Below are 24,122 nucleotides of genomic sequence, written 5' to 3' on the forward strand. Positions count from 1 at the left end.
GCTGGACAGGTTTTCGTCGTTCTGGGCAGGCACATCCGTCAAGCCTGCAGGTGCGGCCCGCAAGGCCTTGGCTGGCTGCGACTCGAGGCCTTAGCGTTCGTTGTTGCCGGTATGGCGGCGCGTGACCATCGCTGCAGCGAGTCCGGCGGTCGCCGCGAAGAGCACCGAAGTCCACGGATGCCGCCTCACGTAGCGGTCGGCCGCAACGGCCTTGCGGCTTGCTTCGATCAGCGTGACGGCGGCGATGCGCGTCGCTTGCGCTTCGGCGAGCACGACCGTACGGCCGACCTTGAGCGCCGTCGCCCGCGCCGACGGCCTGTTTTCGGCTCGCGCCCGGAACGTTGCCGGCGGCGCCGCGCCGTCGAGCGCTACGGCTTTCGCGGCGCGCAAGGCGGGGCTGCGCGTGGCGTCGTCCGACGCGGCGCGTCCGTTCGCTTGCGCGTCGGCGTGCGGCACCGCATCCGCGGCAACGGTCGATGCCGCCAGTACAGACGCAAGCTTGGCGCGGCTGCCGGGCGGCGTGTCGTTCTGCATGCCCCAGCCGCCGCGCGGATCGTGCATGCGCCCGCGCGCCGCCGAGAATTCCGCGCCGAGCAGCAGCACGGCGGCGGAGAAGTAAAGCCACATCAGCAACACGGCGAGCGAACCGGCCGCGCCGAACGAGGTGGCCATGCCGGCGTGCGCGAGATACAGCGCGAACAGCTTCTTGCCCGCCGAAAACAGCACGGCCGCGACTATCCCGCCGACGAACGCATCTCGCCAGCGCACGCGGGCATCCGGCAGAAACTTGAGCAAGCCGGCGAAGGCGAACGCCAGCACGAGCAAGCCGACGCCGAGTTGGAGAAGATTGCCGATCACGATATACGGGGAGTCGCCCCAGAGCCATTTGCCGACGAAGGTGATCACCGTATCGAGCACCAGCGACACGATCAGCAGGAACGCGACGCCCAGCACCAGTCCAAATGAAATCAGACGCACGCGTACCAGCGCGATCACGCTCGACGAACGCGGCCCGGTATTGGGCCAGACGATATTGAGTGCGCTATTGAGCGACGAAAATGTCGCAGAGGCGCCGATTACCAGCGTCACGAGCGAAATCACTGCAGCAATACCGCCGGCGCTGCCGCTGTGATGCGCGTTCTCGACGATGGTCTGGACGCCCGCGGCGGCCTGGTCGCCGAGCAATCCGTGGATGTGATTGAACAACTCGCCACGCGCGGCCTCGGCGCCGAAGAACCAGCCGGCCACGGCGATCACCATCACCAGCGTGGGCGCGAGTGAAAACGCCGCATAGAACGCGATGCTGGCGGCCATGGCCGCGCAGCGGTTTTCGGCAAACTGTTTGAAGGCGCCGATGGCCCAGTTGGCCTGCTTGCGGGCCACCTGCTGGAGGTTCTCGGCGGAAAGCGTGTCGATGTCCATGGTCGTGTTTCCCAATGGGTACTGGCGCCGCGCGGGCAATACGAGGTGGCGGGTGCGGACCGGGTATGTGCGGACGGATCAGGCAGCTTCGCCGCAGTTCGTCGCAGTTCGCCGCGGTCTTCGCGTCCAAGCCTTTCGCAAACCTTGTGCCTGTCAGCCTGTCACTATAACAAGCGCGACCGGCGCGCGCCGCCTGCGTGCCGGCGCGGTCAGCGCACCTCGGGCGAGGTGTGCCGTTAGAATGCGGAGGGATCCTCATACACATTGCTCACTATGCACTCGCACGAACTCGTACAGCGGCTGGACGTCATTGCAGCGGAACAATTGGGCGCGCATTTGCCTGCGCATGTGGTCGAACAATTGCCGGCGCAAGGCGTCACGGTTTTCTCCGTCACCGACGACGCGTCGGATACCGCCGCATTCAGCGAGCGTTACGGTTTCGGCCTGGAAGACTGCGCGAACACGATCGTGATCCGCTACAAGAAAGAGGGCGCCGAGCATTACGCGGCGGTGGTCTCGCTAGGTTCGCTGCGGCTCGACATCAACGGCGCCGTGAAGGCGGCGCTGGGCGCGCAGCGGCTTTCTTTCGCTAAGCGCGAGGCGGCGGTCGAGCACAGCGGCATGGAGTTCGGCGGTATCACGGCCTTCGGCCTGCCGGACGACTGGCGCATTCTCGTCGATGCCGCCGTCATGGAGCGGACCCAGATCGTCATGGGCGCGGGCGTGCGAGCGGCCAAGTTGTTGCTGTCGCCTGACGTATTGCGGCAGTGGCCGCGCTGCGAAGTTGCCGCGCTGACGCTGCCGGCGGAGTAAGACCCGGTTCGATCCGCAAGCACGACATCACGAATCATTTGAGCGAAGGGCGCTGCTGCACGCGTGTCCTTTAGCGAGCGGCGTGAACTGCGTCAGCGAGTAAGCGGGCGCGAGCCGTGTCAACGTCTAATCGAAGTCACCCAGGTCAGCACTCCGGTCAGGGCCTGCCCCGCACTTGCCTGGGCCCGGCGCTCGAAGCCGACCGGCAAAGTCTGAAGTTTTCCCCCGTTCCGCCGTTAATCCAAAGAGTGACATGAACCGCCGTGGCGTCCGCCGCGGGCGGCGCGTCGACGACAAAGTACAAAGGGATACGGAGATGGAACGGTTTCGCCTGAAGGTGCGGCTTTGGCTCGCGCTGGCAGTCATGTGCATGGGTATTCTGGCAATCGGCCTGTGGGGCGCTTTCAAAACACGCGACACGATGATCGCCGATCGTCAGGCCGAACTGAAGAGCGTGGTCAGCGTCGCCTACAGCGTGCTGGATCGCTATAACGGCCTGGTCGCCGCGGGTTCGATGCCGCTCGCCGACGCGCAACGCACGGCAATGGCCGATCTGCGCGCGATGCGCTACGACGGCGCAGGCGGCTATCTCGTGATCGAAGACGCGCACGCCCGCGTGCTGATGCACGGCGTGCGGGCCGACCTCGAAGGCAAGGACATGAGCGGCTTCACGGATCCGCAAGGGCGTCATGTGTTCAAGGACGGCTCCGATCTCGCCCAGCGCGAAGGCGAAGGCTTCATCCACCTGCAATTCCTGAAACCGGGCTCCAACGAAATGGCGCCGAAGATCAATTACGTGCGGCTGTACAAGCCCTGGGACTGGACGATCGTCACCGGCGTTTTCACCGACGATATCGACGCCGCGTTCTACACCACGCTCGTCCAGTACGTAGGCGCCGCGTTGCTGCTGTGCCTGGTGGTGTCGCTCGTGATCGGCGTGATCCTGCGCAGCATCTTGCGGCAACTCGGCGGCGAGCCGGCATACGCGGCGCAGATCGCCGCGCGCATCGCCGACGGTGAGCTCGACGTGATCGTGGACACCAAGGCCGGCGACGACACCAGCCTGCTCGCCGCGATGCAGCGCATGCAGCAGCGCCTCGCACACGCGATCACACAGATTCGCGGCGGCGCGACGCTGATCTCGACAGTCTCCAACGAAATCGCCGCCGGCAATGCGGACCTGTCGCGCCGCACCGAGCAGCAGGCCACTGCGCTCGGCGAAACCGCGTCGAGCATGGAGCAGATCACCGCGACCGTGAAGCAAAACGCCGACAACGCGAAGCAGGCGAGCCAGTTAGCGCATAACGCGTCGGAGACGGCGGCGCGCGGCGGCGAAGTGGTCGACCAGGTGGTCGAGACGATGCGCGGCATTTCGCAGTCGTCGCATCGGATCGGCGACATCATCGGCGTGATCGAGGGGATTGCGTTTCAGACCAATATTCTTGCTTTGAACGCGGCGGTCGAAGCAGCGCGCGCCGGCGAGGAAGGACGAGGCTTCGCGGTGGTCGCGGGCGAAGTGCGCAGCCTCGCGCAGCGCAGCGCGGCGGCCGCGAAGGAGATCAAGACGCTGATCGAAGAGTCCGCGGCGCAGATCGAAGGCGGCTCGCAGTACGTGAGCCGCGCCGGCGAAACCATGCATGAAGTCGTGCAGGCGGTGCGGCGCGTGACGGACATCATGGGCGAGATCAGCGCGGCTTCGGTGGAGCAAAGCTCGGGCATCGAGCAGGTCAATATCGCGGTGGCGAGCATGGATCAGACGACCCAGCAGAACGCGGCGCTGGTGGAAGAAGCAAGCGCGTCGGCGGATGTGCTGAAGGCGCAGACCGGACAGCTCAGCGCGGCGATTGCCGTGTTCACGCTGCCGGAAACTCGCTGACTAGCCGGTAAGAGGGCAGTGAGCGGCCGCTCACTGCCGGGCGAAGTGATGTTCGAGGATATCCGCCACGCGCCATAGTGAGCAGGGGCGCCGGCAATGGCCGTCGAAACCGGCGTCTTTCAGCAGGCTGACCGGGTCGAGCGGCCAGACGTTGCTCATGGCCAGAATCAGGACGTCGGCGTTGGATCGTTCCGCGCGCGCGGCGCGCGCGAATTCGTAGCTGGAAACGGAGTCGAGCCGCGTGTCGAGTAAAACCGCGTGCGGCTTCCACCACTTCAGAAAACTTTGCACCTTGATCAGATCGGCGGCGTAGATCGCTTCGTAACCCTTAAGCGAAAGCGACAGCACGAGCGATTCGCCGATGGCCTTGTCGCGATGTCCTATCAGGATGCGATGCGACGGCCCGCTATCCGCGGTGCTTCTGCGTTTCCAGATGGCAAACTCGGTTTCGTCGTCGAGCGATACGCGCCGTGTCACGGTGGCCTCCGAAGACTGCACGCAGAACGTCTACTGTAGTACGAAAAAACGGTGATCTCGGGAAATATTACCTTGGGTCAGTGTTTGCACCAGGCGCCAATTCGCGTTGTTAATCCGTCAGGTTGCGCGCGCAACGATTCGGGTGTGCGTCACCCGGTCCGTCAAGCCAGCGCAATACCAGCGCGACTTAGCAGCCGTTTGTTGCGATCGGACAAATTCTTCATACGTAATTCCTTGCCGGCTTTTCGATAGCGTTCGACCAGGCCTTGCAATGCCGCAAGCGCGGAATGATCGGCCAGCAGCAGATCGCGGCAGTCGACCGTGACGCGCGCGGGATCTTTTACCGGATCGAAAAGCTCGTGAAAACGCGTGGTCGATGCGAAAAACAGCGTGCCGCGCGGCGCGTAGGTCTTGTCGCCGGCGCGATCTTCGACGTGCGCGTGAATTTCACGGGCGTGCTGCCACGCAAAGTTGAACGCGGCGATCACGATGCCGCACAACACGGCGATCGCCAGATCGGAAAACACGGTGATGATGGTAACTGCCACGATCACCAGCGCGTCGTTGCGCGGCACTTTGCCCAGCACTCGCAGCGAGCCCCACGCGAAAGTCTGTTGCGCCACGACGAACATCACGCCCACCAGCGCCGCCAGCGGAATGCGTTCGATCAGCGGCGACAGGAACAGGATGTACATCAGGATCATCACGCCGCTGACGATGCCCGACAGGCGCGAGCGGCCGCCTGAATTCAGATTGATCATGGTCTGGCCGATCATGGCGCATCCGCCCATGCCGCCGAACAGACCCGAGGCGATATTCGCGGCGCCGAGCGCGAGGCATTCACGATTCGGCTGGCCGCGCGTTTCGGTGATTTCATCGGTCAGATTGAAGGTGAGCAGCGTTTCCAGCAGACCGACAACCGCCATCAGCACCGCGTAGGGCAGCACGACGTGCAGCGTGTCCAGATTCAGCGGGACGTCCGGCATATGCAGACCCGGCAGACCGCCCGCAATGTGCGCCATGTCGCCGAGCGTGCGGGTCGGCACGTGCAGCCACTGCGTGAAGAGACCCACGCCGACAATCGCCACCAGCGCGGGCGGCGCAGCGCGCGTGAGCCGCGGCAGCAGATAGACGATCGCCATGGTCAGCGCGACGAGTCCGCACATCAGGAGCAGCGCGCTGCCGTGCAGCCATTGTTCGCCTTGCGGCGTGCTCTGCCTGAAGTGCGCGAGTTGCGCCATCGCGATGATGATCGCCAGTCCGTTGACGAAGCCGAGCATCACCGGATGCGGGACCATGCGGATCAGTTTGCCGAGCCGCAGCGCGCCGAACAGCACCATCAGGATGCCGCTGAGAATCACCGTGGCAAGCAAATATTGCGCACCGTGTTGCACGACGAGCGCCACGATGACCACCGCCATCGAACCGGCGGCTCCGGAGATCATGCCGGGCCGTCCGCCGAACAACGCCGTGATGGCGCAAATGGAGAAGGCGCCGTACAGGCCCATCAACGGATTGAGATGGGCGACCAGCGCGAAGGCGATGCATTCCGGCACCAGCGCGAACGAAGAAGTGAGTCCTGCGAGGACATTGCTTTTGATGCCGGGCAGCGTGGCGAGCCAGCCATGAGAGGGACGAGCGGTGTTCATCTTCAGCGAGGTGGGAAGTCCGGGCTAACGGCGTGCATGCAAGCGAGACGTGCGTTTGCGGACAGATGAGTGTCCCGGCCTGAGCGCAACGTTGGCCGGGCAAGATTGCAAAAAGCGTGGATTTTACAGCAGTGCGATGTGGATCACCGGGAGGCGGGTGAGGCGGCGGCAACTGTCGCACCGCGCGTTGGAGAGATGCCGGAGCTGCCGGACAGCCGGCGAAGCGGCTGTCCGGCAATGCGCGTGCGCGCTCAGATTCAGATTCAGATTCAGATCATCAGACGCGAAACCTTGGTGCCCTCGAGCGACACGCCGGCCATCAGGCCACCGTTCGTCAACACAAACGCTTCGACCGGGCTCGTGGCGGTCGAGGTATCGACTGCGCCGTTCGCGCCGACCTTCAGCAAAGCGACGGTGGCGTCCGCGCCGGCTGCCCAGCCCTGGCTGCTCGTGAATTTGTCGAGTGCCTCCTGCGTCATGAACAGGAAGATGAGGGCCTTGGATTGCGCGCCGATCTGCAAACCGAACGAACCCGCGACCGTGCTGTAATAACCCGCCGTGCGGCCACCCACGCGCAATGCGCCTTCGCCGTATTGGCCGCCGATCCAGAAGCCCGCCGAAATGACGTTCGGGAACACCAGAACGCCGCGTGCCTTGGCGACCAGTTCACGCGAGCCGGTGACGTTTTCGTAGAGACGCGACAGCGTGGAATCGACCCCCGCGTTAATGCTGTCCCGCTTGCCGGCATTGGCCGAAGGCGATGCGCTCGAGGACGGCGACGTCGTCGTGCAGCCGGCAAGGCCGAGCCCCGCAGTGGCGAGCGCGGCGCTGGTGGTCATGATGAATTGTCGTCTGCGCATGATTGTTTTCCTTTTGCGTTATTGGCGTGATGAAAGTGGCGTTGTTCGTTTTCCATTCAGGCGGTAAGGGCGTGACGCCGACAAGCCCGTACGTCAATTGCTAACCAGCACGTAGCGTGCCCGGTCCCGCCGTGCGCGTGTTCACGGCGGGACCCGCACCCGTTTGGCGGCAGCGCGCGCGAAATACCGGCGCCCGTTGCCTGGCGATCTCTGACTACGCCGACGGCCGGATGTTCTGGTTGTGGCGGAACAGATTGCGTGGATCGTAGCGGTTTTTTACAGCGACGAGGCGTTCGTAGTTCGGCCCGTACGCATCGGCGACGCGTCCGCCTTCTTCTTCTGTCATGAAGTTGACGTAGACGCTGCCCAGCGCGAACGGCGCCGCGGCATCGAAAAATGCGCGGGCCCAGCCGACGCAGCGGGCGTCGTCGCTCGCATCGTCCCAGCGGCCGTGCACGTTCATCGCGTACACCGTGTTGCGGCTCGAATAGGCGGTGGCCTCGACGGGAACGCTTTGGGTCTGCTTGCCGATCTGCCCGAAGAAAATCTCGCATTGCGGCGACGGCAGGTTGTCGATTGAGCGGAGCAGCGCGTCGATGAGGCCGTCCGGGATGTCGACGAGGTTGTGCGATTTCCAGTAGTTGCGCGCGCCCGGCGTGAGCAGCGGGTCGAACGCCTGTTGCCACATGACATACGGCATCGGTCCGAGATGTTCGCCGAGCGGCGTTCCGAAGGCGCGCACGAATTCCACCGTGGATGGACCGCTTTCAACGGCGCCGGTATAGCACATTGCGAAGACGATCACCGGCTTGCCGTGGACTTCGGGCGGCAGGAACGGCAACGGCGGCGCGAGCCGCAGCACGGCCCACACGCTCAGTTCCTTCGGCATCGTGGCGTTCGCCGCGCGGTATTTGAGCAGAGCGTCCCTTGCCTGCTCGATCGGCAGGACCACGAGGCCGCCGTACACCAGCGGCCCGACCGGATGCAGGGCGAACTCGAAGCGCGTGACGACGCCGAAATTGCCGCCGCCGCCGCGTATCGCCCAGAACAGGTCTTCGTGCGAATCGGCGCTTGCGTGGACCAGTTCGCCTTCGGCGGTGACGACGTCGGCCGAGACCAGGTTGTCCACCGTCATGCCATATCTGCGGCTCAGCCAGCCGAAGCCGCCGCCGAGCGTCAGGCCCGCGACACCGGTGGTCGAGTTGATGCCGAGCGGCGTGGCGAGCCCGAAGGCCTGCGCTTCATGATCGAAATCGTGCAGCGTCGCGCCCGGTTCGACATACGCGCGACGTGCCGTGGGATCGATCTGCACCGATTTCATCTGCGACAGGTCGAGCACGACGCCGTCGTTGCACAATGCGCTGCCGCCGATGTTGTGGCCGCCGCCGCGAATCGCGAGCGGCAGGCCGTTATCGCGCGCGAAGGCCACACCCTGGCGTATGTCGGCAACGCCCGCGCAACGCAGGATGATCGCAGGGTGCCGGTCGATCATCGCATTCCAGATACTGCGCGCTTCGTCGAAGGCCGCGTCGCCGGGCAACAGAACCTGGCCGCGCATGGCGGTTTTCAATTCGTCGACGGCGCTGCTGGACACATTAACCATGGCTCAATCTCCTGAGATAGTGGAAGAGATTCGCAGAACACTATTCAGCTGACCAAAGCAAATTGGAAGTGTCCTGAAGGCTTGTTTTGCGTCCAGTAAACGAGCCTGCCTCCTGAAGTCAAACAGAGGTAAACCCGCGTTTTTTACCGATTGGGCGGGAGCGCTGGCGCGACAAGCTTGCGCGAGCCTTACCGGTGGCAATAACCCGTCCGGCGCCACGGATGGTGGAAATGCTTCGGAAAAAGATACTGCGGGAAAGTGTTGGTTGCGCCGCCGCGTGGTGGGTGCGCAGCGACACTTCACAGTGCGGCTCTCCCGCGCGTGGGAGGCGCGCGAGTGGAGAGCGAACGCTTAGCCCTTCACGAGGCCGCCGTCGACGATCAGGTTCTGGCCGGTCACCGCGCGTGACCACGGCGACAGGAAGAACAGCACCGCATCCGCGAATTCTTCCGGTGTCGTGACGCGGCGCACCGGCGTGGAACTCGCGATCAGCTCGAAGACGAATTCCGGCGTGGCCGCGCTCGCGTCGGTGGTGCGCAGCAGTCCGCCCGACACCATGTTCACCGTGATGCCGTCCGGACCGAGATCGTGAGCAGCGGTGCGCGTGAGCGACAACAGCGCCGCTTTCGCCGCCGTGTAGTCGTGATAGGGAACGACGGGGTTCTGAAACAGATTGGTGCCCACGTTGACGATGCGGCCGAACCCACGCGAACGCATGCCGGTGACGGCCGTCTGGATCGTATTGAGCGCGCCTTTGAGCGAACCGTCGAGTTGCTGCTGGAAACGCGCCCAGGCGATGGAGTCGATTTTTGGGCGAGCGTCGCCGTCGAACTGGAAGTCGGCCAGTGCGTTGTTGACCACGGACACAATGGGTTGGCCGGTTCGCGTCTGCGCTTTGTCAAACAGGCGCACGACGGCGGCCGCGTCCGTGACGTCCGCTCGAAGTGGCAACACCCGGTCGCCGAATTCGTCTTTCAGGGCGAGCGCCGATGTTTCGCTGTTGCGGTAGTTGACGACCACGCTTGCGCCTTCGCGCACCAGCGCGCGCGTGATCGCCGCGCCGAGTCCGCGAGCGCCGCCCGTGACCAGCACCCATTGTTCGGATAGAAGCATCTGTTTTCCCGTTGCCGGTGGAGTTGCGATGCTCGTATTGTCGCCCGAAACGGAATTCGCACCCGGTCCGTGCGATGGCGCATATAGCGCGAACGAATTCAGAAAGGGAGTGGCGGCCGATCCGATGACTGAATGCTTTTATTCACTCGACGGTTTTGTGCGTTGCTCTGGTTGGCAGGTGATTATGGCGCAGGTAAATAGTCCGGGGGTTGCGCCGTCTGTGTGATTGCGCGCACTCGTGCATGCGCAATTTATCTTTTTTGTTCGGATACGCACGTAAGTGATGCATTTGAATCCGGTCGCTTGATTCGTCTGATCGAGTCGATCAAGGTGGATGTAAAAGAATAATAGTTTGGAGTGCATATCTAAAGGCATGAATTATCCCCTCTTCTATAAAGCCGGCAGTTGACGATCTCTGACAGTTCCGATGCGCAAATCACCGTAAAAACCGCAGCGATATCGCACTGCGTGGGGTAGCGCACGGTCACTGAATGGCACTGCGCATAACTTCAACGTCCATCAGGCCCAGCTGTGCGTTTTTAAAAATCGGGGTTCGCGCACAGCCCGTTGTCTTCTCTCGAATCACGCTGAATCGGACCGGGGTTTTCCGCGCGAGAGATGCCGAAAGTCATGTGGTTTTAGCGTGACGCGAGGCAATGACGACTGGGCGTTGAGGTTTCATTTTTAACAGTGAACAGAGATTCGCTTGTTACCAGGGCCGGTCGCTAAAAGCATATAGTTAGGAGAATGAAATGAAAAAGCAAAACGGGGACGCGCTGGCGCTGGGGACGCGCCGGGCGGTATTCGCAGTTGCTGTGAGTCTGTATGCGGCGATGGCGGGTGCGCAAACAAATCCGGCAGCGTCGGCCGCGCCGTCGGTCAGTTCGAACGTGATGATGTTGGCGCAAGCGTTGCCGGGCGATTGTCCGGACTCACCCGGTTGCATTCGGCAAAGCCGAAGCCTCGTGATGCCTGGTGGAGGTGGATTCGCCCCGGGTGGGGTGGGTGCGGTATCGGCCGGGGGCACGCAAAGCGGCAACGGGACATCGTCGACAGGGACGGCGACCGCGGGCAATAGCGGCGGGAACGGCTCGGGCTCGTCTGGACTCGGTTCTGGGAGTACGGGAAGTGGCGGTGGTAACGGCGGTAGTAACGGCGGAACCGGCACAGGCGGCGATGGCGGCGGCACCGGCGGGAATGGAGGTGACGGCGGCGATGGCGGTGACGGTGGCGACGGCGGCGGTCATGGTCATGGCCATCATGGGCACCACGGTCATCATGGTCACCACGGCGATGGCGGTCATCATGGTGACGGCGGTCATGGCCATGGCGGCGACGGTCATGGAGACGGTGGCCACGGCGATGGCGGACATGGAGACGGCGGTCATGGCGATGGAGGCCATGGCCACGGGGACGGCGGTCATGGTGACGGTGGCCACGGAGACGGTGGCCATGGCGATGGTGGCCATGGCGATGGCGGTCATGGAGACGGCGGTCATGGCGATGGCGGTCATGGCGATGGCGGTCACGGTGATGGCGGTCATGGTGACGGTGGTCACGGTGATGGCGGTCATGGTGACGGTGGTCACGGCGATGGCGGTCACGGCGACGGCGGCCACGGCGACGGCGGCCACGGAGACGGTGGCCATGGTGATGGTGGTCACGGCGACGGCGGTCACGGAGACAGCGGTCATGGTGATGGTGGTCACGGCGATGGCGGTCACGGCGACGGCGGCCACGGAGACGGTGGCCATGGTGATGGTGGTCACGGAGACGGCGGTCATGCTGATGGTGGTCATGGTGATGGTGGTCACGGCGATGGCGGCCACGGAGACGGCGGCCACGGCGACGGCGGCCACGGCGATGGCGGTCATGGCGATGGCGGTCACGGCGACGGCGGCCACGGCGACGGCGGCCACGGAGACGGTGGCCATGGTGATGGTGGTCACGGCGACGGCGGTCACGGAGACGGCGGCCATGGCGATGGCGGCAAGGGCGGAAACGGTCCTGGTGCAGGCAGCTCTGGCAACGGTGGCCATGGAGAGGGTGGCCATGGAGAAGGCGGCCACGGCGATGGCGGCAATGGCGGAAACGGTCCTGGCGCGGGCGGTCCCGGCAATGGTGGTCACGGCGACGGTGGCCACGGCGACGGCGGCAAGGGAGGAAGCGGTGCCGGCGTAGGCGGTTCGGGCAATGGCGGTCCTGGCGCAGGGGGCCCGGGGAATGGCGGCAGCGGTGGTTTCGGCAACGGCGGCAAGGGCGGCAGCGGTCCGGGCGCAGGTGGCTCTGGCAACGGCGGTCCTGGCGCAGGTGGCCCGGGCAACGGCGGTAACGGCGGCTCCGGTAACGGCGGCAAGGGAGGCGGCGGTCCGGGCGCAGGTGGCTCTGGCAACGGCGGTCCAGGCGCAGGCGGTCCTGGCGCAGGCGGCCCGGGCAACGGCGGTAACGGCGGCTCCGGCAACGGCGGCAAGGGAGGCGGCGGTCCGGGCGCAGGTGGCTCTGGCAACGGCGGTCCTGGCGCAGGCGGCCCGGGCAACGGCGGTAACGGCGGCTCCGGTAACGGCGGCAAGGGAGGCGGCGGTCCGGGCGCAGGTGGCTCAGGCAACGGCGGTCCTGGCGCAGGTGGCCCGGGTAACGGCGGCAACGGTGGCCACGGAGGCCCCGGTGCGGGCGCAGGCGCAGGCGGCCCGGGCAATGGTGGCAACGGTGGGCCGGGCAACGGTGGCAAGGGCGGCGGCGGTCCTGGCGCAGGCGGCCCGGGCAACGGCGGCAACGGTGGTCCCGGCGCAGGCGGCCCCGGCAACGGTGGCAACGGTGGCCCGGGCGCAGGCGGCCCGGGCAATGGCGGCAGCGGTGGCCCCGGCGCAGGCGGCCCCGGCAACGGCGGCAACGGTGGTCCTGGCGCAGGTGGCCACGGCCACGGCGGTGACGGCGGCAAGGGCGGAAACGGCCCCGGCGCAGGCAATGGAGGCCAAGGCCACGGTGGCGGCTTCGGTGGCGGCTTTGGCTCAGGCCATGGAGGCTTCGGCGGCGGCTTCGGCTCAGGCCATGGCGGCGGCTTCGGCGGCCACGGTGGCGGCTACGGCGGCGGTGGCGGTGGCCACGGCGGCGGCAACCACTAACGAAGCGACGCTTCTTCATCGCACGGAGGCCGGGAGACCGGCCTCCCTACCGATGCCAAACGGAGCGAGCGAACGACTCCCGTCCGCTCGCTCCCATCGTCAACCTCGGCAAACTGGTCGCTCAGAAACCAGTTCAAAATCCCTCGTCACACCACTTCCATCACCCTCTCCTGCACCACCAGAAAAACCTTCTCTCCTGCGACACGACCGTCCTCGCGCGTTCCTCCAGTAAAGCTCCCAAACGCGGGCAACACACCGCACGCCGTCCCGAACCGGAAACACGGAACCCGCACCGAATCGTTGCGCGTCGCAATCCGATACACCGGATGCACATGCCCCGCGAGCGCATACGCGCCTTCCACTTTCTGCGGGTAATGACACAGCGCCCACGGTCCCACTCGCCAGGGCTCCTGCACATACTCGACCTCGAGCGTCGCCGGCAGCGCGCCCGCATGCCGGTCGTGATTGCCTTCGACCAGCACCACCCGCAGCCGCGCATGCCGCGCGCGCCAGGCATGCAATGCGTCGAGTGTCTCACTGGCGTGCGCCTCGCGCGCATGCAGCAGATCGCCGAGAAACACCAGCATGGCCGGCTCGAACTCGGCGATCAGAATATCCAGGCGCATCAGGTTGTCGGCGGTCGAACCGATCGGCACCGGAATGCCGCGTGCGCGAAACACGGCGTCCTTGCCGAAATGCGCATCGGCGACGAACAGACAGCGCAGCGCGGGATCGAACATCGCACGCAGGCTCGACAGCACGACAGGATGCCCGGCGATCTCCACCGGCAACGAGGCCGGCTTCATACGCGAGCCGCCTTCTCGAGTTCGGCCAGCATCCGCTCGACGCGATCCGCGAGCTTCTCTGTGCTGACCTTCTCCCGCAGGCGTCCGACAATCAGCGGAAATGCAAACGGCGTCGGTTTTTTTGGCCGCGTGACGACCACCCGGCTCGCGTTCATGCGTTCGAGCGCAATGCGAATGCGGCGGGCGTCGAGTTCCTGCAGCAGTACTTCATCGTCGGCCTGGTTGAGCAACAGATTGCCGCGATCGTGATTGCGAAAGATCTCGTAGAAGAGAGCACTCGACGCCTGCAATTGCCGCGCGCTCTTCTGCTGCCCCGGATGCCCCTGAAACACCAGGCCCGACACGCGCGCAATCTCGCGAAAACGCCGCAGAGAGAGTTCCGACGAATTGAGACTGGCGAGTATGTCGTGATCCAGTTCTTTGGGCGAGAGCAATCCGCTTTCGAGTTGCGCCGCCCAATCGAATGGTTGCGCGGACAACAGTTCGAAGCCGTAGTCGTTCATCGAAATAGAAAAGGTACCCGGTTTTTCGCGCGCGACGCGCCATGCGAGCAGTGCGCCCAAACCGATATGCGCCGTGCGCCCGGCAAACGGATAGCAAAAGAAATGATGTCCTTCGCGCGATTTCACCAACTCCACCACCAGCACGCCCGGCTCCGGCAAGGCCGACCACTTCTGCTGCAATTCGAGCAGCGGCCGCACAGCGCGCATTTCCGGTTCGTCGTAGATGCCGGTCGCGGCGCGTGCAAGCATCGTCAGCGTGGCGTCGGCGAGTTCGGACGAAAGCGGCATACGGCTGCCCGCCCATTGGGGCATGGCTCCGCGCGACGATGTCGCGCGCCGCACCCACGCGGTCATATCCTGCACGCGGATCAATTCGAGTGCACGTCCGCCGAAAGTAAAAATATCGCCCGGTTTCAGCCGTGAAATAAACGATTCCTCGATCGCGCCGATCCGGCCGCCCGACAGATAAGCGACATTCAACGTGCCGTTCGCGACGATCGTGCCGATATTGTTGCGATGCCTTCGCACCAGATCCTCGCGCGGCACGTGGTACATGCCGTCGCTTTCGCGCACCACGCGATGGTAGTCGGGATACGCGCGCAACGCCGTGCCGCCGCCTTCGACGAAGCCGAGCGCCCAGTCGAACTCCGCCTGCGTCAGTTGACGATAGGCATAGGTGCTGCGAATTTCGCCATATAGTTCGCGCGCGTCGAAACCGCCGCCGATCGCCACGGTGACGAGATGCTGCACCAGCACGTCGAACGGTTTCTCAGGCGTTTCGCGGCCTTCTATCTGACGCTTTTCGACGGCCTCGCGCGCGGCGGCGGCTTCGACCAGTTCGAGCGCATGCGTCGGCACGATCGTGACACGCGACGGCCGCCCCGGCGCATGACCCGAACGCCCCGCGCGCTGCATCAAACGCGCGACGCCCTTGGGCGAGCCGATCTGGAACACGCGCTCCACCGGCAGAAAGTCGACACCCAGATCGAGGCTCGACGTACACACCACCACTTTCAGCAAGCCGCTCTTGAGGCCACGCTCGACCCATTCGCGCACTTCCTGATCGAGCGAGCCGTGATGCAGCGCGATCAGGCCGGCCCATTCGGGCCGCGCTTCGAGCAGCGCCTGATACCAGACTTCGCATTGCGAGCGTGTATTGGTAAACACGAGCGAGGTCTGAGCCTCGCCGATCGCCTCGGCCACGGCGCCGACCTGGCGCATGCCCACATGGCCGCCCCACGGAAACCGCTCGATCGTCTCGGGAATCACCGTATCGACGATCAGTGCTTTCGGCAGCGCGCCATGCACGCTCACGCGTGGCGTCTTCACGGGCGCGAGCAACACGTCGCCGGCGAAGGACAGATTGCCGAGCGTCGCCGACAAGCCCCATACCTGCAATTCAGGCCGCCAGTGCGCGAGACGGGCGAGCGCGAGTTGCGTCTGCGTGCCGCGCTTGTTGCCGAGCAGCTCATGCCATTCGTCGACGATCACGAGCCGCACGTGTGCGAGCACATCGTGTGCATCGGGGCGAGTGAGGATGAGCGAGAGACTTTCCGGCGTCGTGACCAGTGCCGACGGCATTCGCCGGTTCTGCCGCGCGCGCTCGGCCGACGACGTGTCGCCGGTGCGCAAACCGACGCTCCACGGCACCGCCAGTTCCGCCGCCGAACTTTGCAACGCGCGCGCCGTATCCGCGGCGAGCGCGCGCATCGGCGTGATCCATAGCACCGTGAGCGGCTCCGGCTGCGTACGGAGCGTGCTGCGCTTTCGCGCACTTGGCGTGGCGGCAAAAGCGGCCAGTGCGCCGAACCAGACGGCCCATGTTTTGCCGGCGCCGGTCGTCGCGTGCAGCAAGCCGCTCGCGCCGCGGGCGATCTCCTGCCAGACCTCGCGTTGAAATTCGAACGGCTGCCAACGGCGCGCCTCGAACCACTCGCCGAGTTTCTCGGCAAACGGGCGCTGCGCAGCGTTTTCGTCGATGGAAAAAGGCTGCGGCTCGAACGCCGGTTCGCGCGCGTCGAGCCGCGCCTGCTGCTCGCGGCTGCGCGGAATGCGGCGCGGCCGGGGCGCGCGGCGCCGCTCCGACGCAGCAGAAGGCGCCGGGATTGTGGTCTCGTCGGAGTCAGCCGGCTCGGTCATCGAAAGCGCTCTTTAGCATTGGATTCGCGTGTCGGCGAACAACTCGAAGGAGGGGATTACCTATGTGGACCGCTAAACCGCTCAGGTGGTTCACCACGCATCTTCGCACTTACGCGCGGCGTGCCGCACGTGTTTAAATGCCGGTGCTTCGGTTGCCTCGACCCAAGGGTTCAAAGTACGCAGCCATATCGCAACGGTCCTTTCACCACAGAGCGCATGTTGAATCACATACAGGCATTGCTGCCGCAAACCTCATTGCGAATCGCGGCTGCGCAAGCTCAACCCATATCGGGCGACGTCACGGGCAACATCGCCAGAACGGTCGAATTGACCGCACTGGCTGCCGACGCCGGTGCAAAACTGGTGGTTTTTCCCGAGAAATTCCTGACCGGCTATGAACCCGACCTGATCGCCGGCGATCCCGCGAAATACGCTTTCGATGCACACGACGCGCGGCTCGAACCGATTCGGGACATCTGCCGGCAGCGTGAAATCGCCGTCATCGTCGGCGCGGCGACGCGCGGCGAGCGCGGCCTGCATATCTCTTCGCTCGTCTTCAGCCGTTCCGGCGCGCAACTCGATTCATATCACAAGCAATACCTGTACAGCAGCGAGACAAGGATCTATCAGCCGGGCACGCAAGGCCGCATGCTCGAACTCGACGGATGGCGCCTCGCGCTCGGCGTGTGCTACGACTCAGGCTTTGCGGAGCACGCGCGCCATGCGGCGGTCAACGGCGCGCACGCGTATCTGGTGAGCGCACTCTTCAGCGTGCAGACCGGCTACCACCAGTCGCGCATCTGGTTTCCCGCGCGGGCCTTCGACAACACGATGTATGCATTGTTGTCGAATCATGTCGGCACGACGGGCGGTTGGGCAACGTGCGGCGCAAGCGCGATCTGGAGTCCGTCTGGTGACGTCATAGCGCAAGCGAGCCGCGAGCGCGAAGAAGTGATTACCGCGCTACTCGATCCGGCGGTGCTGGCCGACGTCCGCGAACGCGAGACGATGCTCGCGGACTTCCGCGAGCGTGACGAGGCGGTTCATGCGATCCGTTACAATGAGGCGCACTACCCATCTGGAGACTCGCTTTGAAATCTATCGTTGCATTGGTCGCAGCAGCTCTTCTGTCTTCGACGGCAATGGCCGCCGCGCCCACCACCGAGAAACTGCCTTCCGGCGTCGTGGTCGAACATCTGACTCAAGGCACAGGCGCCCAACCGGCCGCCGAAGATGTAGTGAAGGTCAACTACCGCGGCACGCTCGCCAACGGTACCGAGTTCGATAGCTCGGCGAAACACGGCGGCCCAGCCACGTTCCCGCTGAACCGCGTGATTCCGTGCTGGACGCAAGGCGTGCAGAAGATGAAGGTGGGCGGCAAGGCCAAACTGACTTGCCCGGCGGCGACTGCTTACGGCGATCGCGGCGTTGGCGTGATTCCGCCGAACAGCGACCTGACCTTCGAGGTCGAGCTGGTCGGTATCGTCAAGTAAACAGCGCGACGTGAACTGAGACTGAGCCCCGCTCCGAATTTCGCAGCGGGGCTTTTCTTTTTCCGGGCACTGCGTCCGCCCATTGCCAGGTACTCCCGCAATGAAACGCGAAAACAATGCCGTGCCCGTCGCCAGCATCGGATTCACCGGCAAGACGGCTGAGGAATTTTTCGATCTGCTGAAAAACGCGCAGGTGCGCACGGTGCTCGACATTCGCCTGAGCAACACGTCGCAACTGGCCGGTTTCGCGAAGAAACAGGACCTGCCTTTCTTTCTCGACAAGTTGTGCGGCGCTGTTTACCGGGAAATGCCCGAGCTGGCTCCGGAGCCCGACTTGTTCAAGCGCTACAAGGCCAACGAGCTGACGTGGGACGAGTTCTCCGCGGCTTACGTCGAACTGATCGCCAGGCGGCGCGTGGAAAGCAATCTGGACGTTGATCTATTCCGCTCGGCTTGCCTGCTTTGCAGTGAACATTTACCACACCATTGCCACCGGCGGCTGGCGCTCGAGTATCTGAACTCGCGCTGGAATAGCCGCCTGAAAATTACCCACCTGTCGTAACCGACCGTTCGATGGCGGCGTTTTGCGCAACCGGAGAAGGGCCGATTTCAATCGGACGGCGCGAAAAGCATCGAGATATAAACGATGGTGGAGACGACGGTAATGCCGACTCCGATAAAAACTTTGGTGCGATTGAATTCCAGTCCGCCGTTAATGGCCACGCAGATTCCCACCACGGACGCCAGGGTGCCGATAGTGGCCAGCAAAACATGAAGCTTGCTGCGAATCAGCTTGCGCCGTTCCGGACTGGCGCCTTCTTTCCAATTGTCGAGTTTCACGGGATGTGTCCTTTGCGTTAGCGTGTAATGCCCGAAGGTTTGGACTGGAGAGTCGTGCGGTCCGGTCATGCCCTTTCGCATTACGAATGGATTCCAATGGCACACAGCATAGCTGAGCCGCCCGACAGTGCAAACGATAAAAGCGGAAAGATTGTCGCAAGTCTATTTATTCCGCGGCGCGCGCGTGCCGGACCCGGCACGAAACCGGGTAGTGAGCGGTTTTTTAAAGTCCCGGCGCGTTCGGTCGTCTACTATCTACTCACGCGCCGACGCGGCATCCACCCCGCCGCGCAGTCCGGAATCCCCCCGTCGTCATTCGTCGCGCTTCAGGAGCGCCAGCCATGAATATCGACTTTCATTACGGTGTCGTCTATATTGCCGCGCGCGTGGCCGGGATGACGGCCGACAACGCGATCACCGTGGCGCACGCCTGCCAATATGTGGACGATGCGACGACCGCGGGCATATTGCGCTTCAAGGGCGGCGAGACGTTCGAACGCTTCGCCACCGCGCACAAGCTGTTCGATTACGCTACTACCGAGGACGACAAGAACCGGCTCGTGTGGACGCCCTTTCATTTTCTGCCGGCGGCCGAGGGCTCGACGTTGCACGAAAAGGCCGTGTGCCGGCCCGATAGCGCGGTCGCGCGCGAAGTGGTGCGGCGCGCGATCCTGCGCCGGGACACCGAAACGGGATTGCATCGGCTGGGCGTGACGCTTCACACGTATGTCGATACATGGGCGCATCAAGGCTTCGCCGGGATCGAAAGTCCGTGGAATCGGGTTCATCTGCTGGAAGCTCAGGACTGCACCCGCAAAGGCTGGTTCGCCAAACTCAGACTCGCCAGCGAGCACCTGATCGAACACATCGAGGAGGACGTGCTGACCGTCGCGCTGCCCGTCGGTCACGGTGCTGCCTTGCACTATCCTGACCAGCCGTGGGCAAAATGGCATTACATCGACGGTAGAAACGAGTTCGTCCAGCGACACAATCTGCCGGAATTCGTGCAAGCGGCCGAGATGGCGTGCCGCGCGGTGCGCGCCTATCTGGCGGGGCGGCAAGACTTCGAGAATCTGCCCGGCATGCCGGACGATGTGACGGACGTGCTCACGGACCTGCTCAATACGAACCGGCTGGAGGACGACAACGATCGCTTGCGGCACATTTGCCGCGTCGTAAAGGCCGGCGGTATTCCGGGTTTGAAAGAGTCGATTCCGGACTATGTGCCAAAAGGTCCCGGCTCCTGGAAGTATCTGGCCACCGGTTTGAAGTTCGACGACGATACCGGCGACAAGCCCGAATGGACGAACGCTTTCGAGAAAAGCGATTACCGTCTGTTTCACGACGCGGTCAAACAGCACCGCTTCGTGACCACGCAGGAGATTCTGCCAACGCACGGATTGCGAATCGCCTGACCGGGGCGCGGGCGCCCCGAACCTGGTTTATTCCACTCTGGCTTGCTGGCGTTGCGCGGCCTGTTGTTCTTCTGCATGCTTTTTGGCCATATGCCGCCCGACCAGGCAGCCGCCGACCGCGCCGACCACCGCGTGATGTCCGGCATAGTGTCCCGCCACTCCACCTACTACTGCCCCCTTCATGCAGCCGGCCGCGTTTGCCGTGCCGACCGCTGCAGAAGTGAGCGCCACCGCCGCGAGGGCGGCTCTCATGTAACCAGCTTTCATCTGAAAGTACCGTTCAATTGACGAGGGGTTCTAACATGGCGCTATACGGCGTCATTTCAATAGCCATTCCAGTGCCGTTCCCGCCATTCATGTTCGCGCCAGTGCTCGCGGCGCCATTCGCGTTCTCGCCATTCACGGCGTTCGCGCCATTCGCGCGCGCGCCAGTCGTCGTAGCCGCCGTAAACAACCGGCACCGGCGCCGGACCCCGCTCGACATAAACAGGCGGCGGTGCCACCACGCCGACTGGAATGCCGACTCCGACAGCCACATCCACGTGTGCCGAGGCCGCCGACGATGCTGCCAGCACTGCCAGACCGAATACCGCGCCGATGATCTTCTTGTTCATTTGCCTTCTCCTTGCTATCGAAGTGCGATGCTTCCGATTGCCTCAGCTTTCACCCTTGCGGGTTTTCCAGAGCTTTGCATCGAGTTGCGGTTCGGAGTGTAGAAGGGCGGTCCGGACACAGGTGAAACAGCGTTGCGAGATTGGTAACGCGGGGTTACGAAGGTGCCGGCTAGCGCATTGCATCTCGGGCAAGCCAGGATTTCGGAATCGAAAAAGTGTTTTTTGTAAGAGCCGGTAGACGCGCAAACGTACTCAGGCAATAAAAAATGTACTGCCGGCCTTTGAATCTTCTAATGCTTGCCTATAGTAGAAGCGGCTTATGCCTCAATGCACGGCGGCTCACTTCAGTGCGACGGAATGCCGTCGCAGCCGCCGGCCGGGAATTGCAAAGCCGGCCCAGGAATTGGAAAGACAGTAAAAAGAAAGGGAGAGTGGCAAAGAAAAAAGCCGGAAAAGTGGGGCGACGAAGTAAAGAATCCAAAAAGTTCGTACTCCACCGGATGCGTGATCGACTCAGAGTCGTGTTTTTATAGCCACGCCGATCTGCCTTTCTCGCGTCATTCGTGGCATAGTTCGATCGATTACCACATAAGGAGCAATCAAATGCCCACGTTAGAGCAAATCCAAGCAAAGCTTAAAAAGCTTCAGGCGCAAGCTGACGTTCTTCTGGCCAGGAAAGCGCAAGTCGCGGTCGACCAGATTCGTGACCTGATGCTCAAGCATGGCCTGACTACCGCGGATATCGAAGCCAAGGCAAAAGCCCGGCGCGCCGCGAGAGGCTTGAATGGCGGCGGCAAGGCGAAAGCCGTGAGCTCCGGTAAGGCAGTGGCAAAGTACCGCGACCATAAAACCGGCGCGACCTGGACAGGCCACGGCCGCGCACCGGGTTGGATTGCCAGTGTGAAAGACCGCACCCAGTTCCTGATCGAAGGCGCGAGCGAATTGAAATCGGCGGCAAAGGCTGCTGTCACCCATGCGAAAGGCAGCAAAGGTCAGCCGAAAGGCGCGCAACCGCCCAAGTACATCAATCCGAAAACTGGCGCGACCTGGAGCGGCCGCGGCCCGGCCCCGGCATGGCTTGCCAGCGTCAAGGACCGTAGCAAATTCCTGATCGATAGCGCCTCGGCAGCCGTGGCGGATGCGGGTCACCAAGCCGCGAAGAAGGCCGGCAAAGTGAAATCGGCGGCAACTGGCGGTGTAGTGAGCAAGAAAGCCGCGGCTCGAAAAGTCGTGGCAAAGAAAGCAGGCGCGGCGAAGAAAACAGTTGCAAAGAAAGCCACCGCGGCAACCAGACAAGTAGCGGCAAAGAAAGGCGCCGTAAAGCCGGCGGCGAAGAAGAGCGCCGTGGCCAAAGCAGCGAGGAAAGCACCGGCTCGTAAAGCCGCTGCCAAAAAAGCTGCTGCGACGAGTGCCCCGGCCACGCCGGCAGCCGCACCGGCGTCAGCCGGCGCATGAGCGCAACCGAGTCGTGAAGTAGATGACCCGAACGCGTGAAAAAACCCAGCAGGAAGATCAGGTCGTCCTGCTGGACTCCGTTCCTCATCCGGCAGAAGACGCCGCCGAACCCTTTATCGTCGCGAGTGACCGCCGGGTGATTCTCTGTTATCCGATTGCGGAGTCCGACTTTGAAAGCTTCGGACCATTCGATCCCGACGACGATCCATTTTGCGCGGTGCTATTTCCGGACACGGTATTTCATCGTCTGGGTCCGCCCGGTGACGGCGATCTGGAGATTCACCCGCTCGCCTCGCAGGGTCTCACCGGCTATTCGGTTCATGAATTCAGGAATTCGTCTCTAGCCAGCGAGCTTGCGGCGGTGGCATCGACGGGACCCACGCTGCGCCATTTCGTCATCACGTTTCAGGCATCCACTTTCGAATGCGTGGCGTCGGACTATACGGTGGTCGGTGTCTACGGCGCGGGTGAAATTGCCAGCCGGGAAGCGTTCTCGCTGGTCAGGTAGTGCGATTGAGTAGCAAGGTGCGGGCCTGCAATGGGCACGCGCCGTGCGTCCTGCGTTAGTCGTAAAAGCCGGGCCGAGGTCCGGAATGTTCGTCAACCGCAGGACGTGCATACGACGCGTCCCGCCGATTTGCATCGAGGCTACGCATGCTGACGATTCCGATTACCGCTTTCGTCACGCTCGTCATCATTCTGGTCATTGCCAATTTATCGAGCGGCGAGAAGAAGATCGAGCATAAGATCGATCGCCTTTACGCGAGCGACGATCCGCAATTCCTGCGCTCAATGGGCCTGCTGCTCGGGCCGCCGGTTATTTCGGGCAATCGCTTCGAGATGCTGCTGAACGGCGACCACATTTTTCCATCGATGCTGGAAGGCATCCGTTCCGCACGTCGAACGATCACGTTTGAAACTTTTATCTATTGGTCCGGCGAGATTGGCGAGCAGATTGCACAGGCGCTCGCGGATAAAGCGCGCGAGGGCATCGCGGTGCATGTGCTGCTCGATTGGGTCGGTTCGTCGAAAATGGATAAGCGCTATTTGGATCTGCTTCGCGATGCCGGCGCGGAAGTGATTCAGTATCACAAGCCCCATTGGACTGGTCTGGGTCGCATGAACGATCGCACGCACCGCAAGCTGCTGGTGATCGACGGGCATGTCGGCTTTACGGGCGGTGTGGGTATCGCGCCGGAGTGGACCGGCCACGCGCAGAATGAAAAGCATTGGCGCGATACGCATTTCCGCGTGGAGGGCCCGGTGGTCGGCCATATGCAGGCCGTATTCATGGACAACTGGGTCAAGGCAACGGGCAATGTGCTGCACGGCCCCAACTATTTTCCCGATGTCGAGCCAATGGGCGAGGGCCTCGCGCATATGTTCAGCAGTTCGCCCTCGGGCGGCAGCGACGACATGCAGTTAATGTATCTGATGGCGATTACGGCGGCTACGCATTCCATTCATCTGGCGAGTGCCTATTTCGTTCCCGACAAGCTGACCATCAACGCGATCGTCGAGGCGGCGAAACGGGGCGTGAAAGTGCAGATCATCATGCCCGGAAAACGGATCGACACGCATACTGTGCGGGAGGCATCGCGTGCGTGCTGGGGCGATCTGCTCAGAGCCGGCGTGGAAATGTACGAGTATCAGCCGACCATGTTTCACTGCAAATTGCTGGTGGTGGACGAATACCTGGTCTCAGTCGGCTCGACCAATTTCGATAGCCGTTCGTTCAAACTCAACGACGAAGCGAATCTGAACATCTACGACCGCGACTTCGCCAAGCAGCAAACTGCTGTTTTCGCCGACGATATAAAGAAGTCGCAACAGATCACGCTCGAAGCATGGATGCATCGGCCGTTGATGGAAAAACTAATCGAAAAGTTTGTCTCGCTGCTGGATACGCAGCTCTAACGAAT

21 protein-coding genes are annotated in these 24,122 nt (G+C 63.2%); 9 read left to right on the forward strand and 12 right to left on the reverse strand.

Annotated elements, in window-relative coordinates; all coding sequences use genetic code 11:
- Positions 1–90: 90 nt before the first annotated feature.
- Positions 91–1,422 (reverse strand): YihY/virulence factor BrkB family protein, encoded by a 1,332-nt coding sequence (locus BPHYT_RS22100; RefSeq protein WP_012426340.1) that lies wholly within the window; start codon positions 1,420–1,422, stop codon positions 91–93.
- A gap of 273 nt (positions 1,423–1,695) precedes the next feature.
- Here BPHYT_RS22100 and BPHYT_RS22105 point away from each other — a divergent pair, with 273 nt between their 5' ends.
- Positions 1,696–2,235 carry a YbaK/EbsC family protein gene (locus BPHYT_RS22105; protein ID WP_012426341.1) on the forward strand — a complete coding sequence of 180 codons (540 nt, stop codon included), beginning with the start codon at positions 1,696–1,698 and terminating at the stop codon, positions 2,233–2,235.
- Between the two features lie 316 nt (positions 2,236–2,551).
- Entirely contained in the window at positions 2,552–4,111 is a 1,560-nt protein-coding gene (locus tag BPHYT_RS22110; protein WP_012426342.1) for a methyl-accepting chemotaxis protein, read from the forward strand.
- Between the two features lie 30 nt (positions 4,112–4,141).
- On the opposite strand, the gene BPHYT_RS22115 is transcribed toward BPHYT_RS22110, so the two are convergent.
- From BPHYT_RS22115 to BPHYT_RS22150, 8 genes are all read right to left on the reverse strand, one after another.
- Positions 4,142–4,588 (reverse strand): response regulator, encoded by a 447-nt coding sequence (locus BPHYT_RS22115; protein WP_012426343.1) that lies wholly within the window; start codon positions 4,586–4,588, stop codon positions 4,142–4,144.
- A gap of 161 nt (positions 4,589–4,749) precedes the next feature.
- On the reverse strand, positions 4,750–6,237 hold the full coding sequence (locus BPHYT_RS22120; RefSeq protein WP_012426344.1) for a SulP family inorganic anion transporter: 1,488 nt from the start codon (positions 6,235–6,237) through the stop codon (positions 4,750–4,752).
- A 269-nt stretch (positions 6,238–6,506) separates the two neighbouring features.
- A complete protein-coding gene (locus BPHYT_RS22125; RefSeq protein ID WP_012426345.1) occupies positions 6,507–7,097 on the reverse strand; it encodes a BPSL1445 family SYLF domain-containing lipoprotein in 591 nt (196 codons plus the stop codon).
- A gap of 214 nt (positions 7,098–7,311) precedes the next feature.
- A complete protein-coding gene (locus BPHYT_RS22130; RefSeq protein WP_012426346.1) occupies positions 7,312–8,700 on the reverse strand; it encodes an FAD-binding oxidoreductase in 1,389 nt (462 codons plus the stop codon).
- A gap of 351 nt (positions 8,701–9,051) precedes the next feature.
- A complete protein-coding gene (locus BPHYT_RS22135; RefSeq protein WP_012426347.1) occupies positions 9,052–9,813 on the reverse strand; it encodes a 3-oxoacyl-ACP reductase in 762 nt (253 codons plus the stop codon).
- 932 nt (positions 9,814–10,745) lie between these two features.
- Positions 10,746–11,957, reverse strand: coding sequence for a hypothetical protein (locus tag BPHYT_RS39470; protein ID WP_167315764.1), 1,212 nt, complete (start codon positions 11,955–11,957; stop codon positions 10,746–10,748).
- A gap of 1,124 nt (positions 11,958–13,081) precedes the next feature.
- The gene (pdeM, locus tag BPHYT_RS22145) at positions 13,082–13,741 is read right to left on the reverse strand and encodes a ligase-associated DNA damage response endonuclease PdeM (RefSeq protein ID WP_012426351.1); all 660 of its coding nucleotides are present in this window, start codon (positions 13,739–13,741) and stop codon (positions 13,082–13,084) included.
- Positions 13,738–16,383: a ligase-associated DNA damage response DEXH box helicase gene (locus BPHYT_RS22150; protein ID WP_012426352.1), complete on the reverse strand. Its 2,646-nt coding sequence runs from the start codon at positions 16,381–16,383 to the stop codon at positions 13,738–13,740. The genes pdeM and BPHYT_RS22150 overlap by 4 nt, the downstream gene beginning before the upstream one ends.
- 216 nt (positions 16,384–16,599) lie before the next feature.
- Here BPHYT_RS22150 and BPHYT_RS22155 point away from each other — a divergent pair, with 216 nt between their 5' ends.
- The 3 genes from BPHYT_RS22155 to BPHYT_RS22165 all read left to right on the forward strand — a co-directional run bounded on the left by BPHYT_RS22155 (position 16,600) and on the right by BPHYT_RS22165 (position 18,438).
- Positions 16,600–17,478, forward strand: coding sequence for a carbon-nitrogen hydrolase family protein (locus BPHYT_RS22155; protein ID WP_012426353.1), 879 nt, complete (start codon positions 16,600–16,602; stop codon positions 17,476–17,478).
- Positions 17,475–17,876, forward strand: a complete 402-nt coding sequence (locus BPHYT_RS22160) for an FKBP-type peptidyl-prolyl cis-trans isomerase (protein WP_041759096.1) — start codon at positions 17,475–17,477, stop codon at positions 17,874–17,876. The genes BPHYT_RS22155 and BPHYT_RS22160 overlap by 4 nt, the downstream gene beginning before the upstream one ends.
- A 100-nt stretch (positions 17,877–17,976) precedes the next feature.
- On the forward strand, positions 17,977–18,438 hold the full coding sequence (locus BPHYT_RS22165) for a DUF488 domain-containing protein (protein WP_012426355.1): 462 nt from the start codon (positions 17,977–17,979) through the stop codon (positions 18,436–18,438).
- 47 nt (positions 18,439–18,485) lie between these two features.
- On the opposite strand, the gene BPHYT_RS22170 is transcribed toward BPHYT_RS22165, so the two are convergent.
- Positions 18,486–18,716, reverse strand: coding sequence for a DUF2964 family protein (locus tag BPHYT_RS22170; RefSeq protein WP_041759097.1), 231 nt, complete (start codon positions 18,714–18,716; stop codon positions 18,486–18,488).
- 341 nt (positions 18,717–19,057) lie between these two features.
- Between BPHYT_RS22170 and BPHYT_RS22175 the strand changes: the two genes are divergently transcribed.
- Positions 19,058–20,131: a DUF6765 family protein gene (locus BPHYT_RS22175; protein WP_012426357.1), complete on the forward strand. Its 1,074-nt coding sequence runs from the start codon at positions 19,058–19,060 to the stop codon at positions 20,129–20,131.
- 27 nt (positions 20,132–20,158) lie between these two features.
- Here the strand turns inward: BPHYT_RS22175 and BPHYT_RS22180 are convergent, their stop codons facing one another.
- Both BPHYT_RS22180 and BPHYT_RS22185 read right to left on the reverse strand, forming a co-directional pair.
- Positions 20,159–20,398 (reverse strand): hypothetical protein, encoded by a 240-nt coding sequence (locus BPHYT_RS22180; RefSeq protein WP_012426358.1) that lies wholly within the window; start codon positions 20,396–20,398, stop codon positions 20,159–20,161.
- 56 nt (positions 20,399–20,454) lie between these two features.
- Entirely contained in the window at positions 20,455–20,745 is a 291-nt protein-coding gene (locus tag BPHYT_RS22185) for a hypothetical protein (RefSeq protein ID WP_012426359.1), read from the reverse strand.
- Between the two features lie 603 nt (positions 20,746–21,348).
- Here BPHYT_RS22185 and BPHYT_RS22190 point away from each other — a divergent pair.
- The 3 genes from BPHYT_RS22190 (at position 21,349) to cls (ending at position 24,117) form a co-directional block, all read left to right on the forward strand.
- A complete protein-coding gene (locus BPHYT_RS22190; RefSeq protein ID WP_012426360.1) occupies positions 21,349–22,200 on the forward strand; it encodes an H-NS family nucleoid-associated regulatory protein in 852 nt (283 codons plus the stop codon).
- 22 nt (positions 22,201–22,222) lie between these two features.
- A complete protein-coding gene (locus tag BPHYT_RS22195) occupies positions 22,223–22,708 on the forward strand; it encodes a hypothetical protein (RefSeq protein WP_012426361.1) in 486 nt (161 codons plus the stop codon).
- Between the two features lie 146 nt (positions 22,709–22,854).
- Positions 22,855–24,117, forward strand: a complete 1,263-nt coding sequence (gene cls, locus BPHYT_RS22200) for a cardiolipin synthase (RefSeq protein ID WP_012426362.1) — start codon at positions 22,855–22,857, stop codon at positions 24,115–24,117.
- Positions 24,118–24,122: the final 5 nt, after the last annotated feature.

This window comes from Paraburkholderia phytofirmans PsJN (assembly GCF_000020125.1).
In the GTDB taxonomy this organism is placed as follows: Bacteria; Pseudomonadota; Gammaproteobacteria; order Burkholderiales; family Burkholderiaceae; genus Paraburkholderia; species Paraburkholderia phytofirmans.

Excerpts from the sequence above, each read along its gene's own strand:
- BPHYT_RS22190 (WP_012426360.1), top strand. The coding sequence starts at position 21,349 with ATGCCCACGTTAGAGCAAATCCAAGCAAAGCTTAAAAAGCTTCAGGCG.
- BPHYT_RS22105 (WP_012426341.1), top strand. The coding sequence starts at position 1,696 with ATGCACTCGCACGAACTCGTACAGCGGCTGGACGTCATTGCAGCGGAA.
- BPHYT_RS22125 (WP_012426345.1), bottom strand. The coding sequence starts at position 7,097 with ATGCGCAGACGACAATTCATCATGACCACCAGCGCCGCGCTCGCCACT.
- pdeM (WP_012426351.1), bottom strand. The coding sequence starts at position 13,741 with ATGAAGCCGGCCTCGTTGCCGGTGGAGATCGCCGGGCATCCTGTCGTG.
- BPHYT_RS22175 (WP_012426357.1), top strand. The coding sequence starts at position 19,058 with ATGAATATCGACTTTCATTACGGTGTCGTCTATATTGCCGCGCGCGTG.
- BPHYT_RS22180 (WP_012426358.1), bottom strand. The coding sequence starts at position 20,398 with ATGAAAGCTGGTTACATGAGAGCCGCCCTCGCGGCGGTGGCGCTCACT.
- BPHYT_RS22185 (WP_012426359.1), bottom strand. The coding sequence starts at position 20,745 with ATGAACAAGAAGATCATCGGCGCGGTATTCGGTCTGGCAGTGCTGGCA.
- BPHYT_RS22195 (WP_012426361.1), top strand. The coding sequence starts at position 22,223 with ATGACCCGAACGCGTGAAAAAACCCAGCAGGAAGATCAGGTCGTCCTG.
- cls (WP_012426362.1), top strand. The coding sequence starts at position 22,855 with ATGCTGACGATTCCGATTACCGCTTTCGTCACGCTCGTCATCATTCTG.
- BPHYT_RS22100 (WP_012426340.1), bottom strand. The coding sequence starts at position 1,422 with ATGGACATCGACACGCTTTCCGCCGAGAACCTCCAGCAGGTGGCCCGC.
- BPHYT_RS22155 (WP_012426353.1), top strand. The coding sequence starts at position 16,600 with ATGTTGAATCACATACAGGCATTGCTGCCGCAAACCTCATTGCGAATC.
- BPHYT_RS22165 (WP_012426355.1), top strand. The coding sequence starts at position 17,977 with ATGAAACGCGAAAACAATGCCGTGCCCGTCGCCAGCATCGGATTCACC.
- BPHYT_RS22135 (WP_012426347.1), bottom strand. The coding sequence starts at position 9,813 with ATGCTTCTATCCGAACAATGGGTGCTGGTCACGGGCGGCGCTCGCGGA.
- BPHYT_RS22150 (WP_012426352.1), bottom strand. The coding sequence starts at position 16,383 with ATGACCGAGCCGGCTGACTCCGACGAGACCACAATCCCGGCGCCTTCT.
- BPHYT_RS22120 (WP_012426344.1), bottom strand. The coding sequence starts at position 6,237 with ATGAACACCGCTCGTCCCTCTCATGGCTGGCTCGCCACGCTGCCCGGC.
- BPHYT_RS22110 (WP_012426342.1), top strand. The coding sequence starts at position 2,552 with ATGGAACGGTTTCGCCTGAAGGTGCGGCTTTGGCTCGCGCTGGCAGTC.
- BPHYT_RS22130 (WP_012426346.1), bottom strand. The coding sequence starts at position 8,700 with ATGGTTAATGTGTCCAGCAGCGCCGTCGACGAATTGAAAACCGCCATG.